Raw genomic sequence first — 17,391 nt, 5'->3', positions numbered from 1 at the left:
ACGGCGAGGGCGGACGCGGTCACCGCGAGGCGGCGGACCGCTCCGACTCCGAGGGCGGGTACGGGCACGGGCACGCGGACGGGAACGGGCACCGGCAGGGGCACGGCCAGGGGCAGGGGCAGGGCCGGGAGCACGGCTCCGGTCGGGGCGGGGCGCCGGCCGCGCTGCCCTCGGTCGCCGCCTCCGCGGCGCTGGAGAAGGCCCAGGCCGCCGTCCCCGGCGGGCGCGCCGAGGCGCTGCACCGGGTGACCGAGCAGGGCGGCGGCGCCGCCTGGGCGGTGACGGTGGTGGGCCAGGACGGCGTGCGCCACCTGGTGACGGTGGACGGCGCCGACGGCCAGCTCACGGGCAACACCGTCGTCTCCGGTCCCGCCGCCTCCGGCACGGTCGCCTCCGGTCCCGCCGCCTCCGGTCCCGCCGTCGACGGCGCGGAGGGCTGACGTGGCCCACTCCTACGCACCGACGACGCCCCGCCCGGCCGGCTCCGGCGAGGCGCGGGCGGCCAGCAAGGTCCCCGTCGTGGACGGCTGGTTCTGGGTGGTGAAGGTGCTCACCACCGGCATGGGCGAGACCCTCTCGGACTTCCTCGCGCACACCGTGGGCCCCGTCCCCGCGGTGGCCGCCGCCGGGCTGCTGCTGGCCGTCGTGCTGCTGGTGCAGTTGCGCACCCGCCGCTGCCTGCCGGGGCTGTACTGGGCGGTGGTGGTCATGGTCAGCGTGTTCGGCACGATGGTCGCCGATGTGGCGCACGTGGCGCTGGGCGTCCCGTACGCGCTGTCGGCGGGCTCACTGGCGGTGGCGCTGGCGGCGCTGTTCCTGCTCTGGCACCGGGTGGAGGGCTCGCTGGCGATCGACCGGGTGACGGGGCTGCGCCGGGAGTTGTTCTACTGGGCGGCCGTGCTGCTGACCTTCGCGCTGGGCACGGCGCTGGGCGACCTGACGGCGGCCACCCTGGACCTCGGCTACCTGGTGGCCGGGCTGGGCTTCGCGGTACTGATCACGATCCCGGCGGTGGCGGCCCGGGCCCGCTGGGTGGGCCCGGTGGCCGGCTTCTGGTGGGCGTACGTGCTGACCCGCCCGTTGGGCGCCTCGTTCGCGGACTGGCTGGGCGTCGGCGCCGACCGCGGTGGGCTCGCACTGGGCACCGGCCCGGTCAGCCTGGCGCTCGCGGTGCTGATGGTGGTGGCGCTGGCGCTGTCCGCGCGGGCGCGCCGACGCTAGGCCCTCGATGACTGGACGCCCCACCCATCGAGCGTCTACATTGCTGTAGACGTCGGAGGCGCACGGCATCACCCCCCGGACAGCCGTGCGCCTCCGGCCACTTCCCGGCGCGATCAGCCGTCTCAGCCCGATCGGCCGTCTCGGCGTGGTCGCGCGTCTCAGCCCGATCGGCCGTCTCGGCGTGGTCGCGCGTCTCAGCCCGATCAGCCGTCTCAGCGCGGTCGCTCGTCGACCACCCGCTTGATCTTCCCGACCGAGCGCTCCAGCGTGTACGGGTCCACCACCTCGACCGTGACCGTCACACCCACCCCGTCCTTCACCGCCCGCACGATCTCCGTCCGCGCCGCCTCGCGCAGTGCGGCGGGCGCCTCCGGGCGGGCCTCCACCCGGACGGCCAGGCGGTCCAGCCGGCCCTCGCGGGTCAGCCGCAGCTGGAAGTGCGGGGCGACGCCCGGGGTGCGCAGCAGGATCTCCTCGATCTGGGTCGGGAAGAGGTTCACCCCGCGCAGGATGATCATGTCGTCGCTGCGCCCGGTGACCTTCTCCATCCGCCGGAAGGCCGGCCGCGCGGTGCCCGGCAGCAGCCGGCTGAGGTCGCGGGTGCGGTAGCGGATGACCGGCAGCGCCTCCTTGGTGAGCGAGGTGAAGACCAGCTCGCCGCCCTCCCCGTCGGACAGCACCCCGTCCGGCCCCAGCTGATCGGCCAGCGGGTCCACCACCTCCGGATAGAAGTGGTCCTCCCAGATGTGCAGCCCGTCCTTGGTCTCCACGCACTCCTGGGCGATGCCGGGGCCGACCACCTCGGACAGGCCGTAGATGTCGACGGCGTGCAGGTCGAGCCGCTCCTCGATCTCGCGCCGCATCTCCTCCGTCCAGGGCTCCGCGCCGAAGATGCCGATCCGCAGCGAGCTGGCGCGCGGATCCAGGCCCTGCTTCTCGAACTCGTCCAGCAGGGTGAGCAGGTAGGACGGGGTGACCATGATGATCTCGGGGCGGAAGTCCTGGATCAGCTGGACCTGCCGGGCGGTCATCCCGCCGGAGGCCGGGATGACGGTGCAGCCGGCCCGCTCGGCGCCGTAGTGGGCGCCCAGGCCGCCGGTGAACAGCCCGTAGCCGTAGGCGATGTGCACCTTGTGGCCGGGCCGGCCGCCGGCCGCGCGAATCGAGCGGGCGACCACGTCGGCCCACATGGACAGGTCGTTCTCGGTGTAGCCGACCACGGTCGGGCGCCCGGTGGTGCCGCTGGAGGCGTGGATCCGGCGGACCCGCTCCATCGGGACGGCGAACATGCCGAAGGGGTAGCCCTCGCGCAGGTCGGCCTTGGTGGTGAAGGGGAACCGGGCGAGGTCCGCCAGGGTGCGGCAGTCCTCCGGGCGCACCCCGGCGGCGTCGAACTTGTGGCGGTAGATCTCGACGTGGTCGTAGGCGTGCCGCAGGGTGACCCGGAGCCGGTCGAGCTGGTGGGCGCGCAGTTCGTCGACGCCCATCCGTTCTCCGGCGTCCAGGAGGGCGGGTGGAATCGGCTCCCCCAGGCGTCGGTCCGGGTCGGGTGCGCTGCCGGTCATCGTCGCTCCTCCGCAGGTCGGCCGAGTCTGGGAGCCCAACCGATCGTTCGGTCAGGGCAAGCCCAGGCCAAGTAACCCAGCACCCGAACCACCTGTCAAGGCATCGCGCAGCGGTTCCGGAATGCGCAGTTCCGGGGTGTTCGTGCCAGGATCGCGCCCACCGCTTGGCTGGCCGATATGAAAATCATTACGGAATTATTACCCGTAGGCCCCGCTCATCGGCCCGGACCCATGGTTCAGTAGTGCGGCTTCTCCCCCGCACCCCGGAGTGATCACCTTGGCCTCGACCCCTGCGCTGGTCAGCGCGCTGCGCGAGCTCGGCGACAGACCCGCCGTCGTCGCCGACGGACGCGCGATCAGCGGCATCGGCCTGCTGCTCGGCGTCTCCCCGCCGGGCGGCCTGCCCCGGGCCCTCGCCGAACGCGTCGCCGAACACGCCGCCCTGCCGCCCTCCACCGCCCGCGCCGCCGAGGAACGGCTCCGGCACTGGGCCGGCGTCCTCGGCCCGCCGCCCATACGGCACACCGTGCTGCACCCCGCCACCGACCTGGCCGTCGAACTCGCCCTGGCCACCCTGCTGGCCGGCGGCACCGTGCACTGCGCCGACCCCGACCAGCGGCCCGACGAGCAGCTCACCGCCCTCGCCGCCAACGGCACCACCCACCTCAGCCTGCCCTCCGCCCTGCTCTGGCGGCTCAGCCGACAGCCCGACCTCGCCGACCACGACCTCGGCGCGCTCCGGCTCGTCCTGCACGTCGGCCCCGAACCCCGGCAGGACGACGTCTACGCCGCCGTCGACGCCCTCGGCGCCGTCCTCGCCCACCTGCGCGCCCCCGACAACCGGCCCGAGGCCGCCGACCGCCGACTGCGCGCCGACACCGAGGCCGCCACCGCCGCCGCCTGGAAGCACAGCATCGGCGTCACCGCCGAGCAGCTCACCGAATTCGGCGCCCACCTCGACCGGGCCGTCCTCACCGCGCTGCTGCACACCCTCCAGCAGGCCGGGGTACTCACCGACCCCGAACACGGCCGCTCCGAGGCCGAACTCCTCGCCACCGCCCTGGTCACCCCCGCCCAACGCCCCCGGGTCGGCCGCTGGCTCGACGCCCTCGCCCGGCACGGCCTGATCGCCCACCGGGACGGCGGCGCCCAGGGCCCGATCTACCACGGCGCCCACACGGTCAGCTCCGCCGAGGTCCGGGAGGCCTGGCGATCCGCCGTCGACAGCTGGACCGACGGCCTCGGCACCGCCGCCGTCCTCGACCGGGTCCGGCGCGGCGCCCTACGGCTGCCCAAGCTGCTCACCGGCGAGGAAGCCCCCCGACCGGCCGCCGCCCCGGTCCGCTGGGCCGCCGCCCGCGGCTACCTCGGCACCGCCCTCGGCGCCCTCGTCCGCGCCACCGTCGAGGCCCACCAGGGGCCGCAGCCGCCGCGGGTACTCGAACTCGACCGCGACGGCACCGAGACGGCCGTCGCCCGCGCCCTCGCCGCCCGCCCCCGGCAGCACGCCGAACACCACCTCGCCACCGACGGCGGCCGCTACGACGTCGTCGTCGCCACCGCCGGCGGCCGGCCCGAGGAGGAGGTCCCGGCGCTGGTCGACCTGCTCGCCCCCGGCGGCCGACTGCTGCTGCTCGCCCCCGTCACCGAACAGCTCGACCTGCTGATCACCGGCGACCCCCGGGGCCTCACCGCCCACCCGGCCCGGCACTGGCGGACCGCCCTCACCACCGCGGGCTGCCCCACCGTGCTCACGCTGCCGGCGGACGGGCACCCGATGGGGCTGCTCGGGCAGGGGCTGTTCGTCGCGCGGGTGGACTGAGCGGCGGCTGGGGTGCGTCCGGCCGGCTTCGTCCGGACGGGCTGGGCGCGGGTGGGCTGAGCGCGGGTGGGCCGACGGCGGCAGGGCTACGATCGGGCGCATGGCCGCTCCCGCTCCCGTGCGTTCGATCCGCTCCCGGGCCTCGCTCGGTTCCATCGCCTCCCTCGGGTCCATCGGCTCACTGCTGTCCATCGGCTCGGTCGGCTCCGTACTCTCGATCGGATCGGTCGGCAGCGTGCTCTCGATCGGCTCGGCCGGCTCGGTGGTCAGCGCGTTCTCGGCGTGCTCCTGGCTGAGCGTCGGCTCGCTGCTGTCGGTGCGCTCGCGCTGGGCCGTCCGGGGGCTGCGCCCGGTGTGCGGGCCGTCGGTGGGCGGCGAGTGAAGCCAGGGTCACGTACCGCCACCCGATCCGTACCATTTCGATACCGAAGCCCAGGTGAGCTGCGGGAATCCTCGCCGCCCGGCGAGGTCCCCGGGTAGGCTCCGGCTTGTCCTCCGGGCCTCCCGTACGGGCGGCGGCGCGCCGCCCGTGCCGCGTTCCGGGGGCAGACCCCCGCGGGCCGTTCGGTGGGCTCCGCGGACTCCACACCGCGCGCCAGGGCAGTCGCGCGAACGGCGAAGGGCATCGCATTGGCGGATCGGCTCACCGGAGGAGACTCCTCGCTGCTGCGGCGGATCAACGCCGCGGTCACGCTTCGGGCGCTGCGGACCGGCCACTCGGTGACCCTCACCCAACTCGTCGGCGAGACCGGGCTGTCCCGGCCCACCGTCGAGGGCGTGATCGAGGGCCTGGTCGAGACCGGACTCGTCGCCGAGGTCGAGCAGCCCCGGGAGGACGGCCAGCAGGGCACCGGCCGCCGCGGCCGCCCGGCCCGCTGGTTCCGCTTCCGTGCCGAGGCCGGGCACATCCTCGGCATCGAGATCGGCGTCCACGACATCCGGGTCATCCTCGCCGACCTCGCCGGCGAGGTGGTGGGCAGTCACTTCAAGCCGGTCGACGAGACCCTGGAGGCCGAGGACCGGCTCACCGCCGTCCGCACCGCCGTCGCCGAGGTCCTGCGCAAGGCGGGCATCTCCCGGGACAACCTGTGGGCCGTCGGCATCGGCACCCCCGGCATCGTCGACCGCGAGGGCACCGTCCGGCTCGGCACCGCGATGCCCGGCTGGACCGGTCTCGACCTCGGCGCCCGGCTGCGCCGCTCGTTCCGCTGCCCCGTCCTGATCGAGAACGACGCCAACCTCGCCGCCATCGCCGAACACTGGCAGGGCGCGGCGGTCGGCGCCGACGACGTGGTCTTCGTGATGGCCGGCCTCAGCCCCGGCGCCGGCTCCCTGATCAACGGCAGACTGCACCGCGGCTTCGGCGGCGCCGCCGGCGAGATCGGCGCCCTGCACCTGCTCGGCCAGGAGGTCACCCCCGAGAAGCTGCTCTCCACCACCGGCAAGCCGCTCAACCCGCTGGACGAGGCCGCCGTCGCCCGGGTCCTGCGGCTGGCCCGGGAGGGCGACGAGGTCGCCAAGGTCGCCATGGACCGCTTCCTCACCCGGCTCGTCCAGGGCGTCGCCGCCCTGGTGCTGGCCATCGACCCCCAGCTGGTGGTGATCGGCGGCTGGGCGGCCGGCCTGGACGGCGTCCTGGAACCGCTGCGCGAACGCCTCGCCCAGTTCACCCTCCGCGCCCCCGAGGTGGCGCTGGCGGCGCTGGGCTCGGAGGTCGTCTCGATGGGCGCCCTGCGGGTCGCCCTGGACCACGTGGAGGACCAGCTCTTCGCGGTGGACCCGCCCCGGGTGTGACGGGTCAGGGGGCGGCGTAGTCCGGGTCGGCCAGGTCGATGGTGAGGGTGCGCCCCCAGTCGTTGACGAAGTGCGCCAACGGCCAGTCGGCGGAGGCCCGCAGGAACGGATTGCCGCCCGTCGACGCGAACACCCACACCAGTCGCCGGTCGGCGTCGAGCCGGGCGAGGAACCCCTCGTCCCCCATCGCGCCGTCCCCGCAGCAGACGAAGCCCCGCCCGTCCGGCAGTTCGGCCTCGCTCCGCACCTCGATCTCGTGCCCGAACTCCGGCGCCTCGACGTCGAACGGCTCCCCGAGCTCCACCACGAGGGTGTCGGGCCCGTCGATGAAGGCCTCCCTCGCCGTCCCGTCCGCCCGGAACAGCGCGTCGTAGTCGGCGATCTCGGACCTCGCCCACAACTCCTGCACCAGGTTCACCGGCCGCCCCCTTCCGCATCGCCCCACCGCACGGTACTCAGCCACCGGCGGCTCGGTCAACGACGATGGCCCGGACGCCAGTTGGGCGTCCGGGCCATCGTCTGAGGGTGGGTGCGAAGTGGTTCAGGAGGCGGTGCGGACCTCGGTGGTCGCGCCGACCGGGGTGACCTCGACCAGGCCGGTCTCGCCGAAGGTCAGCTTGCAGGTGTCCGCGCGGTAGGTGGAGACGGCGAGCGCCACCAGGCGGCCGGCGGAGGCGTACTGGGTGGTCATGACCAGCACCGGGGTGCCCGGCGGGCGCTCCAGCAGCACGGCCTCGTCGGCCTCGGCGACACCCAGCTCGACGGCCCGGGACTCACCGTCCACCTCCAGGCGCTCCAGCTGGCGCAGCACCGAACGGGCGCGGTCGCTCTCGGCGCGGAAGCCGGGCAGGTGCGGCAGGGCGCAGGCCGGGACGTGCAGCGACTCGGTGGCCATCGCGCGGCCCTCGACCAGGCGGACCCGGCGGACGGTGTGCACCGTGGCGCCCTCCGCGATGCCGAGGCCCTTGGCCAGCCGCACGGAGGCGGGGGCGGTGGTGCAGTCGACCGTGCGCCAGGACTGGCTGCGGCCGACGCCGGGCCAGCCCTCCTCCTGCCGGTTCACCGGGACGCCGACCCGCGGGGCGGCGATCAGGGTGCCGATCCCCCGGCGGCGGACCAGCCGGCCCTCCAGCTCCAGCTGGTCCAGGGCCTGCCGCAGCGTCGCCCGGGCCACACCGAAGCGGGCGGACAGCTCGCGCTCGTTGGGCAGGACCTGGCCGGTGGAGAACTCCGTGTCGATGGCCCGCAGCAGCACCGTGCGCAGGTGCCAGTACTTCGGTTCCGGCACCGCCGAAAGGTCCCCTGTCGTCCCCACCGTGTCCTCCACCTGGTCTTGTCCGCCCTACGACAAGGAGGGCGGATCCCGGGCCCGCTGCCCGCTGTTGCGGCAGGTGGGAGAGCGGGCCTTTATCCGTCCTTCTTTATTAAAGGTCCTTGCAGTAAGCGACCCTAGGTGTTCCGTCCGGAGATGGTCAAGACCAATGACGGGGCTTGATACGACCGTCGCGAACATTCATGCCACGTTCACGACAGCCCTTCGGAGCCCCCCACGGCCGCGCGTCACGCTTCGGGGCAGGCTCGGCCAGTGGGTAGGCTGCCCGGGTGATCGTGGTGACGAGTGTGAATGTGAACGGAATCCGGGCGGCCGCCAAGAAGGGCTTCGTGGAGTGGCTGGCCGGCACGGAGGCGGACGTGATCTGCCTCCAGGAGGTGCGCTCCGAGCCCGGGCAACTGCCCGTCGAACTGCGTGACCTGGACGGCTGGCACGCGATCTGGGCCCCGTCGGTCGCCAAGGGCCGGGCCGGCGTCGCGATCCTCTCCCGCCGGGAGCCGCAGCGCAGCACCATCGGATTCGGCTCGGAGGAATTCGACGACTCCGGCAGGTACGTGGAAATCGACCTGCCGGGCCTCACCGTCGCCAGCCTCTACCTCCCCTCCGGCGAGGTCGGCACCGAACGCCAGGACGAGAAGGAACGCTTCATGGCGGAATTCCTCGTCCACCTCACCACCCTGCGCGCCCGCGCCGCCGCCGACGGCCGCGAGGTCGTGGTCTGCGGCGACTGGAACATCGCCCACCGCCCCGAGGACCTCAAGAACTGGAAGGCCAACCAGAAGTCCGCCGGCTTCCTCCCCGAGGAACGCGCCTGGCTCTCCCGCGTCTACGAGGAGGCCGGCTACGTCGACGTCGTCCGCGCCCTCCACCCCGACCGCACCGGCCCCTACTCCTGGTGGTCCTACCGCGGCCGCGCCTTCGACAACGACTCCGGCTGGAGAATTGACCTTCTGACGGCTAGTCAGAGACTCGCGGACACCTGTGTCAAGGCCTACGTCGAGCGGCCGGCCTCCCACGCCGAGCGCTGGAGCGACCACGCACCCGTCACCGCCCACTTTGACTTCGGCAATAACTGATCCGCAGGAGGCTGCAGTTGAGCAGCACTCAGAAGCGGTCCACGGAGCGACGGCACCCCTCAGCCCAGGCCCACTCGCACCAGTGAACGAGGCCTGTGATCTCGCCCGGCCGGTTTGACAAGTCGATCCGTTCCTTCACCTCCCCGAAGGCCTTGGGCACCAACACGGCATCAATCTGGGCAACTCTCTGCAACCCCCGCGCGTGCGGGGCCGACGCATGGCCGCGGCGCCGCCGAGTTGGCGGCCGACGTGGCGGACCACGTCCTCGTGAAGGCGCTGCAGGACCTCCGCCGGATGGCCATCGGCGGGAGCGGGCTCGGAGACGATGATCCGCTGGGCGGTGATCGGCATCATGGTTTGTCGCCTCACCCGGGTTGGGCTGGCAATCCCCGCCAGATCCCCGACCGTTGACCCGGACCTCCGCCTGACGTGATCAGACACAACCTCTGGCGCCCACCTCACTCCGACTCGTCCTCGATGAGGACGGTCAGCATCGCGTCCAAGTCACCGTCGCTGAGTTCAGGGACTGTCCAGTTGTTGCTCCGCACGTGCGCGATGAGCCCCGGGTCGAACGCCACATGGTAGTGCTCCACGTAGTAAGCCAGGTCCGAGTGCTACAGCCACTGCCCGTCGGTGAGCAGGTGCAGCACTTCGATGGCCGGTAGAACTGAGCACATCGGGGACAGCGCTGGGCGCGGCGAACACGGCCGTGCCACTGCGCAGGTACTGAACGAGATCGCGTTCATGCTCTGACTCGCTGGCTCGCACAACAGCCCGGATCGCCGGCCCGTCTGGCCGACCGTGCTCCAGTTCCCTGAAGTCGCCGACAAAGGGGAACTTGTCGCGGTTCACCCGCTAAGCCTAGATCACTCCCTGAGTGGCCTCGGTAACACACCTGCCTCGATCCGGACACACCGCAGGGACGCTGTCGTTCGTGCGCGCTACCGTTTCTATGCCAGAGAGCAGTTGGGCGCGACAACGGTCAGGGGAGCGCGATGCAGCGCTGGATGTGGTGGGCGATCGCAGGGGTCGGGGGTGCCGCTTCGGTGGCGTTCCTGCTGGTGGTACTGGTGGCGAACCTGGACACGGCCGGGCAGGTGTCCAGTGTGGTCGGGGCCGTCGTCGGGCTCGTCGGGCTGGTGGTGGCGGTCATCGCTCTACGTGCGCCGACGGCGCTTGCCGGTGGGCGCACGGTGGAAGCGCGCGGGGGTGGGGTCGCGGCGGGCGGTGACATCAACGGGACGGGCTCGACCCAGGTGGCAGGCACGGAACGGCGGGACGTTTCGGCCACCGGCAAGGGGTCCGTGGCCGCCGGCGGTGACATCAACGGCATCGACCTCTCCGGCCGCTCCTCGTGAGCCCCTGGCCCTGGCGGCGGCGCGGCAGCGAGCAACAGCTGGTCCAGGTGGCCGTCGACGGGCAGGGCGCGGTCGGAGCCGGAGGCAACATCACCAACGCAGCGCTGGGGCCGAACAGCAGCGCCGTGCACAACGAGTTCCACGGCGACGTTTACCTGGGCACCCCGCCGGAGCCGCCCACGGACACCGAGGCGACGATCGCCGCCTACCTATGCCGCGTGCGCGAGGTCTACCGACGCCTCAACCTGGATGTGCTCGGCCCGTCCGGGCAGGCTGGCGAGCAGCCGTTGATCGAGCTGAGGCAGGTGTTCATGCCGCAGCTCTGCCGTCCGTACGAGGCCCGTATCCCCGGCGAATTGCGGCGGCTGCTGCTGGCGTCGGGCGAACTGGTGGACGCCGAGCTGCCACCAGGCATGGAGGCGTCCGCCACCCGGCTACTGCGGGAAAAACACCTCTCGGAAGCAGCCCGCCCTGTACTCAAGGCGATCGCAGGCGACAGCAACCAGCGACTCGTCGTGCTGGGCGACCCAGGGGCAGGGAAGTCCACGCTGACCAAGTACCTGGCGCTGACGCTGTCCGGAGCACTACAGGAGGTGCCCGCCGAACTTGCTCCACTGGCAGGGATGGTGCCAGTCGTAGTGGAGCTCCGGCAGTACGCGCAGCAGCAAGACCGAACCATCGAGGAGTTCCTGGAGTTCATGCATACCCAGGAACGGATGGCCCTCCCCCGCCAGACCCTGGAGCAACTGCTTGCCGAGGGCCAGGCGGTGGTCGCCTTCGACGGCCTCGATGAGATCTTCGACCCAGAGGTCCGTTCCAACATCGCCCGCCGGATCACCGCTTTCTCGGCCGCTTACCCGGGCGTGCGGACGATCGTGACGTCGCGTGAATATGGCTACCGGTCGGGTGATTTCATAGCCGCCGGGTTCACCCAGGTAATGCTTCAAGACCTGGATCGCGATCAGGTAGAGCAGTTCATCCGTCGTTGGTACGACGCCGCCCATCCTGGCGATCCCTCCCAGGCTGCCAGGACCACCGATCGGCTGTTGCACGCCGTACGCAACGTTCGCGCAGTGGGCGAGCTCGCCGGAAATCCGCTGCTGTTAACCGTTCTATCCGCCATCGGCCTCGGCCGGAGCATCCCCCGCGAACGGCGCGAGGTCTACGCCCACGCCATCGAAGTCCTGGTTGGCCGCTGGGACAAGGACGCCAAGTTCCTTACTGCTCCCACTCCGGCGAACCCAGAAGCTGCCCAGGCATTGGAATGGCTGAACACCAGCCGCCGCCTGAAACTCCTCGAACGCATCGCCCGCCGAATGCAGAACGGCGTGGGCCGACCCGCAGGTACGTTCATCCAACGCGACGAGCTCACCGGCATCATCACTACGTTCCTTTCGGATCACAACATCAACCGGCCAGCCGCCGAAATAGCTGCCGACTATGTGGTCGACCACCTGCGCACCAGAAACTTCCTACTCGCCTACTACGGCGGTGGAATCTATGGCTTCGTGCACCGAACCTTCCTCGAATATCTCACCGCAGCCGACCTGCTCCGCCAACGGGAAGAAGAGGAATGGCCCCGAGATAACCTGGTGGACCTGCTGGATGGGTACGCCAGCGACCCGGCCTGGCACGAAGTGCTGCTTCTGATAGCCGGAAAGCTCAAGCAAAAAGACGTTGCCGCTTTCCTCGCCCGGCTCCTGCAACGGCACCGAAGGGAATCCCGGACCGCGAAGGCGCCGATGCTGATCCTCGCCATCCGAGTACTAGCAGAGGTGGATGAGATCAGTACACCGTCGCATGTGGGGGACATGGATAATCAGCTATCAATCACTTCCCAAAGCGACCATATCGTCAACGCATTAACAATTGCACTACGTCGAGGGTCTCGCCTCATGCTTACTGAGGCGCTACCAGCGCTGGCCACCCTCGACAAGTTCTGGAACGGTCGAAGCCGCTACTTAAACTGGTACTACGCCACTGTGAGCGATACCGGGCATTACCTTAGCGCCTCCACCCAACCCATCGCCGCAGTTCTCAGTCGAGACATCAATGAGGCTGTCCATCAGGCACTCATTCCTTGGAACTCCTCCGCGCGAAACGCCGCTCTGACAGAACTCGCAGCGCGATGGAGTGAGCACCCTGACGCCCACCGCATCCTCCGCGACGCCTCCAGTGATATTGATTCCTCAGTTCGCCGTCAAGCCCTTAATTTCCTGGAGAAGCAGCGACCTGACCGATCAACCATCTATACCTACATTGCCGATAGAAACCCGCACCTACGGCGCCTCGCATGCCGGCTTCTCGTCGAAAAATGGCCCAGCCATCCCAACACCCACTCCACCATCCACAACGCCACCATCGACAAAGACCGGGGAGTACGCATCGAAGCGCTTTGGAGCCTCGCAAATGGATGGCCGGACCATCCGTACACCCATCCCGCCGTCCACACTGCCACCACCGACCCCAGCCAATACGTACGCGAAATTGCACTTCAAATACTCGCTGAGAAGTGGCCGGACCACCCCGACACCCATCCCACCATCCACACCGCCACCACCAATACCAATCAATATCTAGCAAGCGCAACTCAACTCCTCGCGGAGAAATGGCCAGACCACCCAAGAGCCCGCCCCACCACTCGCAACGCCATCACTGACCCCAACCGATACATACGCGGAATCGCACTTCAAATACTCGCTGAGAAGTGGCCGGACCACCCCGACACCCATCCCACCATCCACACCGCCACCACCGATAGCGACTCCGAAGTACGCGGGACCGCGCTTCAGACGCTCGCCGAAAAGTGGCCGGACCACCCCGACACTCACCCCACCATCCACACCGCCACCACCGACACCAACCAATACGTACGCCGCACCGCACTTCAAATACTCGCAAAACACTGGCCCCACCACCCCGAAACCCGCCCCACCATTCAGACCGCCACCACCGACGACGATCCCGAAGTACGCGGCTATGCGCTTCAAATAATCGTAAGGCAGTGGCCGGACCACCCCGACACTCACCCCACCATCCACACCGCCACCACCGACACCAACCAATACGTACGCCGCACCGCACTTCAAATACTCGCAGAACACTGGCCCCACCACCCCGAAACCCGCCCCACCATCCACACCGCCACCACCGACAGTGGTCGACACGTTCAGGGTCGGGCGCTTGAAATTCTGGTGGAATATTGGCCCGACCACCCCGATACCCATCCCACCATTCAAAAAGCCACCACTGACAACGACCCGTATATCCGAAAGGAAGTGCTGCGATTCCTCGCAAAATATTGGTCAGACCTGCCAGCCATCCACAACGCCACCACCGACATCGATCAGACCGTACGTAGTGAGGCTTATCAAGTCCTCGCCGAGTACTGGACCGACCATGTCGACACTCACCTCTCAATTCAGAATGGCATCACCGACACCGATCAGACCGTACGCATGACTGCCCTGCAGCTCTTCGCAGGTCGATACACCGACCGGGCACTCCCCATTGTTCTTAGACACATCCAAAACAACAATGCCGAGGACATGCGGGAGCTCGCGATCAAGCTCCTCGCGCTCCTATGGCCAAATGCTCCGGAAACCGTTATCGCAGTCACCGACCTCACGAAGGATGGGTCCCCAAACATATGCGTGGTCGCCGACCAGGCGCTGAATCTCCTCAACCGCAAATACCCGCTGGCCTGAACCCCGGAGGCGAGGCCGCTGCGGGTGAACGGTGACCTTTTCGGCGGTGGTGCCGAGCACCGTGGCGGCGGCAGTGGCATAGCGGTTGAGGGTGTCGGCGGAGACGTGTGGGTCGGCGTCGGCGGCCCGGGCAGCGGCGGGCGCGATGCGCAGGGCGGCCGGTTCGCCGGCCGCGTCCGCAGCGCGCGCAGGCCCTTTCAGGAGCAATGTGTGCGCCCAAATCCGGCTGCGGCCCGGCAGACTTTGAAGAAGCTCCTCGGGCGTGGGAGCCTACCCGTGCGCTTCCCCCGTCCAGTAGGCAAGGCAGGAGAGGGCATTGAGGGTTGCGGGGTGTGAGGGGCCTAGGACTCGCATCATATCGGCCAGCAGAACCTTGAATGCAGCAACGGCCATTTTCACATTCCCGGCGTGGCCATGCCAGGCGGCAAGGTTACTTCGGGTCGCGAGGGTATCGGGGTGATCCGGCCCGAGGATGCGAACCCGGCCAGCCAGCAGTTCCTCAAATTCGGCGACCGCGCCCACCGCGTCCCCTGCCTCTCCTCGAAAGCCCGCAAGGTTGCTTCGGGTAGTGAGGCAGTCGGGGTGATCGGACCCGAGAATGCGTAGCTGGGCAGTCAACAGTTCCTCAAACGCGGCAACGGCCCCAGCAGAGTCCCCAGCCGCTCCTCGCCAGCCCGCGAGGTTGTTGCGAGTCGCGAGGGTATCGGGGTGGTCAGGGCCGAGGATTCGAATCTGATCGGCCAACAACTCTTCAGCGGCGCTGAAGGCGCCAGCCACATCGCCCGCTTCCCCCCGCCAGCCCGCAAGGTCGCTGCGGGTGGCGAGAGTGCTGGGGTGATCAGGACCCAGAACCCGTACCCGGCCAGCCAGCACCTCCTCAAGAGCTGACGCAGCGCCGGCAGCGTCTCCCAACTCCCCTCGCACCGCCGCTTGATCACTGCGGGTAGCGAGGCTATCGGGGTGGTCGGCGCCAAGAACTCCCAACCGGTCTACGAGCAGCTCCTCATACGCGATTGCGGCGCCCTCAAGGTCACCTGTCTGTCCCCGCCAGAAGGCAAGGTTGCCGCGGGTAGCAAGGGTATACGGATGGTCAGGTCCGACCACTCGTCCTAGCTCTTTGAGCAGCTCCTCAAAGGCGGACACCGCGCCAGCCGCATCCCCGGCATAGCCCTGGGTCGCGGCGAGATTGTTGCGGGTGACAAGGGTGTCGGGATGGTCAGGGCCAAGAACCCGGAGCTGGCCAGCCAGCACCTCCTTATATGCGTTGGCAGCACTTTCCAGGTCCCCCGCCTCTCCCCTCCAGTGGGCAATCTGATGGCGGGTGGCGAGGGTATCAGGGTGGTCGGCGCCCAGGACCCGAACCCGGTCATCCAACAGGTGCTCGTATGCGGTGATGGCGGCTGCCACATCCCCCATCTGGCCTCGCCGACCGGCGAGGTTGCCGCGGGTACTGAGAGTACGCGGGTGATCGGGACCGAGGATCCGTACCTGATCGGCCAACAGTTCCTCTGTGGTGGCGAGAGCGGCTGCCAGATTCCCTACCTCTCCCCGCCAGTGGGCAATCTCATGGCGGGTGGCGAGGGTATCTGGATGGTCTGAGCCTTGGATATGCAGCTGTTCGACGAGCAACCGCTCGTACGCGGCGAGGGCCCCTGCCGCATCACCAGTCTGTCCTCGCCAGAACGCAGTCTCGTGCCGGCAGGCAAGGCTGTGGGGATGATCTGAGCCTAGATTCCGGTCAGCGGCGTTTGCCAAGTGCTCGAAGTGTGCGATTGCCGCCTCAACCTGGCCAGCCTCTCCAAGGCTGCGGCCAGCACGAAACAGCACCGGGTGGGCACCGTCCTGCCACAAGCCCTGGACGCTCCCGCTTAGGAGCGCGTCGGCATTCGCGCGCAAGGTCAGAGCGAAGGCGGTGTCCCGTTCGATGTCCGGCCAGATCTCGGCAAGAGCGTCAGCGCCGGCGCCTGTCAGCTCGGGCAATCGGCCACGGCAGCCCGCGTGCTCGCGGACAGCACGTTGGATGAGCTGGTGGACGCGCAGAGTGCCGCTGGCGAAGTCGTGGTCGAGGAGGTTGAGCCGGTGCAGGATGCGCAGCGCGTCCTCGGCGTCTACCTCGTCCACTTGCCCAGCTTCGGCTGCGCCCACCGCCTCAGCTGAGCTGGGCGTGCTGCCACCAGGAGCGGCGCGGTGAGTGCATAGGTAGTCCCGGGCTGCCGCGCTGGTGAGGACGCTCGACGGCATGGAATTCGGATCCAAGACCGAGGCCAGTTCCATGAGAGGCCGCGCAACGCCGGCGGGCTGGTGGCCGTCAGCGAGCGCGAGGGACATGTCCCAGGCAGCGTTGACGGTATGAGTCTGGGTGTCGGGCAGTCCGCCGATGTCGGGCATAAGGTGTGCCAGGGTCCGGACGCGGTCGGCCAGCAGCGCACGATATCGGGGGATGGAACGGCCCGTGTCGACCAGATACGCGGCCGCCTGCGCCAGAGCCAGCGGAAGGTTCCCAAGGTCGTCGGCCATAGCCGCGATGTCGCCATCGCTGTCGGCATGCCCTTCGCGCCCTGGGCGAGCGAGGGCTTGGCGCAAGTATTCGGCGGACTGCTCAGGCGTGAACAGGCCGATCTGCACCAGCTTGCGTGTGTCGCTGCTCCAAGCCGCGTCCCGGCTGCGGGTGGTCACCACCACTCGTCCCACTGCCACCTCCGGCGGCCACAACCCGGTGAGCGCCCCAGGCTGGGCCACATCATCGAGTACCACCAACCACCGCCGCGCGGTGGACCGCAGCCAGGTCAGGAATCGCTGCGCAGCCTGGTCGGCGTCTAGGCCAACCGCGCCACCAGGCACAACCACCTGCGCAGCCAAGGCATAGACCGAGGTAATCGCCTGTGAACTGGTTGCGTTGACCCACACCAGCAGCTCGATATTCTCTGCGTTCGATGCGTTGTCCGGAACGGGCTCTTCACGGCCTGCGTCAACGGATGCACCAATGCGATCCCACGCAAAGCGGGCGTAGTCGGCGGCCAGCTGCGTCTTGCCCACCCCTCCAGTGCCAGTCACGACTTGACACGGCACGGCTGCCCCACCATCCGACAGGATCCCGGCGAGTACCTCGGTCTCCGGCCGGCGCTGGTAGTAGCCCGCTCGCGCAGGGATGACCCCGATCAGTACCGGCCAGGCCGGTCCCTCCCACGGCACGGCTTGGTGCACCGTCTGGTGCTCGATGTACGTAGCGCTACTGCCCGCACCGATGGCATTGCCCTTAATGTCCCCACCAGCACCGAGCGATCCCTCGCCCCTCACGCTAACCTGCACCGAACGGGCTTCCGCAGAGCCCGCATCAGATGCCCGAAGCCGACTCAGGGGATGCGCTGTCAGTGCATTTCCACCGTCGGCATGAGCGTCCAGACGATTCGACAGCCCAGATGAATCAGTCGCCTCACTGCCACCACCGCGGAGCCTGCGGCGCCACGGGAGGGGGCTCACTGCACCTCACTTCCATCGCCAACGGCGTTGCCGCT

General features: G+C 69.4%; 12 protein-coding genes and 1 pseudogene. 8 read left to right on the top strand and 5 right to left on the bottom strand.

The window, feature by feature from the left end; all coding sequences use genetic code 11:
* A pseudogene (locus BG452_RS41710) lies at positions 1 to 440 on the top strand (PepSY domain-containing protein); the annotation flags it as partial.
* Between the two features lies 1 nt (position 441).
* Positions 442 to 1,221, top strand: coding sequence for a hypothetical protein (locus tag BG452_RS47490; protein WP_317621488.1), 780 nt, complete (start codon positions 442 to 444; stop codon positions 1,219 to 1,221).
* 212 nt (positions 1,222 to 1,433) lie between these two features.
* On the opposite strand, the gene paaK is transcribed toward BG452_RS47490, so the two are convergent.
* Complete coding sequence (gene paaK, locus BG452_RS41700) at positions 1,434 to 2,786, bottom strand: phenylacetate--CoA ligase PaaK (protein ID WP_188309587.1); 1,353 nt, start codon at positions 2,784 to 2,786, stop codon at positions 1,434 to 1,436.
* 277 nt (positions 2,787 to 3,063) lie between these two features.
* Between paaK and BG452_RS47485 the strand changes: the two genes are divergently transcribed.
* The 3 genes from BG452_RS47485 (at position 3,064) to BG452_RS41685 (ending at position 6,402) form a co-directional block, all read left to right on the top strand.
* Positions 3,064 to 4,608, top strand: coding sequence for a hypothetical protein (locus BG452_RS47485; RefSeq protein ID WP_188309586.1), 1,545 nt, complete (start codon positions 3,064 to 3,066; stop codon positions 4,606 to 4,608).
* 100 nt (positions 4,609 to 4,708) lie between these two features.
* Complete coding sequence (locus BG452_RS41690; protein ID WP_188309585.1) at positions 4,709 to 4,990, top strand: hypothetical protein; 282 nt, start codon at positions 4,709 to 4,711, stop codon at positions 4,988 to 4,990.
* A 248-nt stretch (positions 4,991 to 5,238) separates the two neighbouring features.
* The gene (locus BG452_RS41685) at positions 5,239 to 6,402 is read left to right on the top strand and encodes an ROK family transcriptional regulator (RefSeq protein WP_188309584.1); all 1,164 of its coding nucleotides are present in this window, start codon (positions 5,239 to 5,241) and stop codon (positions 6,400 to 6,402) included.
* A gap of 4 nt (positions 6,403 to 6,406) precedes the next feature.
* Here the strand turns inward: BG452_RS41685 and BG452_RS41680 are convergent, their stop codons facing one another.
* Entirely contained in the window at positions 6,407 to 6,820 is a 414-nt protein-coding gene (locus BG452_RS41680; protein WP_188309583.1) for a hypothetical protein, read from the bottom strand.
* 123 nt (positions 6,821 to 6,943) lie between these two features.
* Positions 6,944 to 7,717 carry a GntR family transcriptional regulator gene (locus tag BG452_RS41675; RefSeq protein ID WP_188309582.1) on the bottom strand — a complete coding sequence of 258 codons (774 nt, stop codon included), beginning with the start codon at positions 7,715 to 7,717 and terminating at the stop codon, positions 6,944 to 6,946.
* 287 nt (positions 7,718 to 8,004) lie between these two features.
* On the opposite strand from BG452_RS41675, the gene BG452_RS41670 reads away from it, so the two are divergent.
* On the top strand, positions 8,005 to 8,811 hold the full coding sequence (locus BG452_RS41670) for an exodeoxyribonuclease III (protein WP_188309581.1): 807 nt from the start codon (positions 8,005 to 8,007) through the stop codon (positions 8,809 to 8,811).
* Between the two features lie 458 nt (positions 8,812 to 9,269).
* On the opposite strand, the gene BG452_RS47480 is transcribed toward BG452_RS41670, so the two are convergent.
* The gene (locus tag BG452_RS47480) at positions 9,270 to 9,404 is read right to left on the bottom strand and encodes a hypothetical protein (RefSeq protein ID WP_262986118.1); all 135 of its coding nucleotides are present in this window, start codon (positions 9,402 to 9,404) and stop codon (positions 9,270 to 9,272) included.
* 402 nt (positions 9,405 to 9,806) lie between these two features.
* Here BG452_RS47480 and BG452_RS41660 point away from each other — a divergent pair, with 402 nt between their 5' ends.
* Positions 9,807 to 10,169: a hypothetical protein gene (locus tag BG452_RS41660; RefSeq protein WP_188309580.1), complete on the top strand. Its 363-nt coding sequence runs from the start codon at positions 9,807 to 9,809 to the stop codon at positions 10,167 to 10,169.
* A 47-nt stretch (positions 10,170 to 10,216) separates the two neighbouring features.
* Positions 10,217 to 13,876 (top strand): NACHT domain-containing protein, encoded by a 3,660-nt coding sequence (locus tag BG452_RS41655; protein ID WP_188309579.1) that lies wholly within the window; start codon positions 10,217 to 10,219, stop codon positions 13,874 to 13,876.
* Positions 13,877 to 14,146: 270 nt separating this feature from the next.
* Here the strand turns inward: BG452_RS41655 and BG452_RS41650 are convergent, their stop codons facing one another.
* Entirely contained in the window at positions 14,147 to 16,912 is a 2,766-nt protein-coding gene (locus BG452_RS41650) for a tetratricopeptide repeat protein (RefSeq protein WP_188309578.1), read from the bottom strand.
* Between the last annotated feature and the right edge of the window lie 479 nt (positions 16,913 to 17,391).

Source organism: Streptomyces sp. CBMA123 (assembly GCF_014596465.1).
Classification (GTDB): domain Bacteria; phylum Actinomycetota; class Actinomycetes; order Streptomycetales; family Streptomycetaceae; genus Kitasatospora.
Note: the sequence above shows the minus strand (reverse complement) of the source record. Positions and strands in the feature narration are given on the sequence as shown.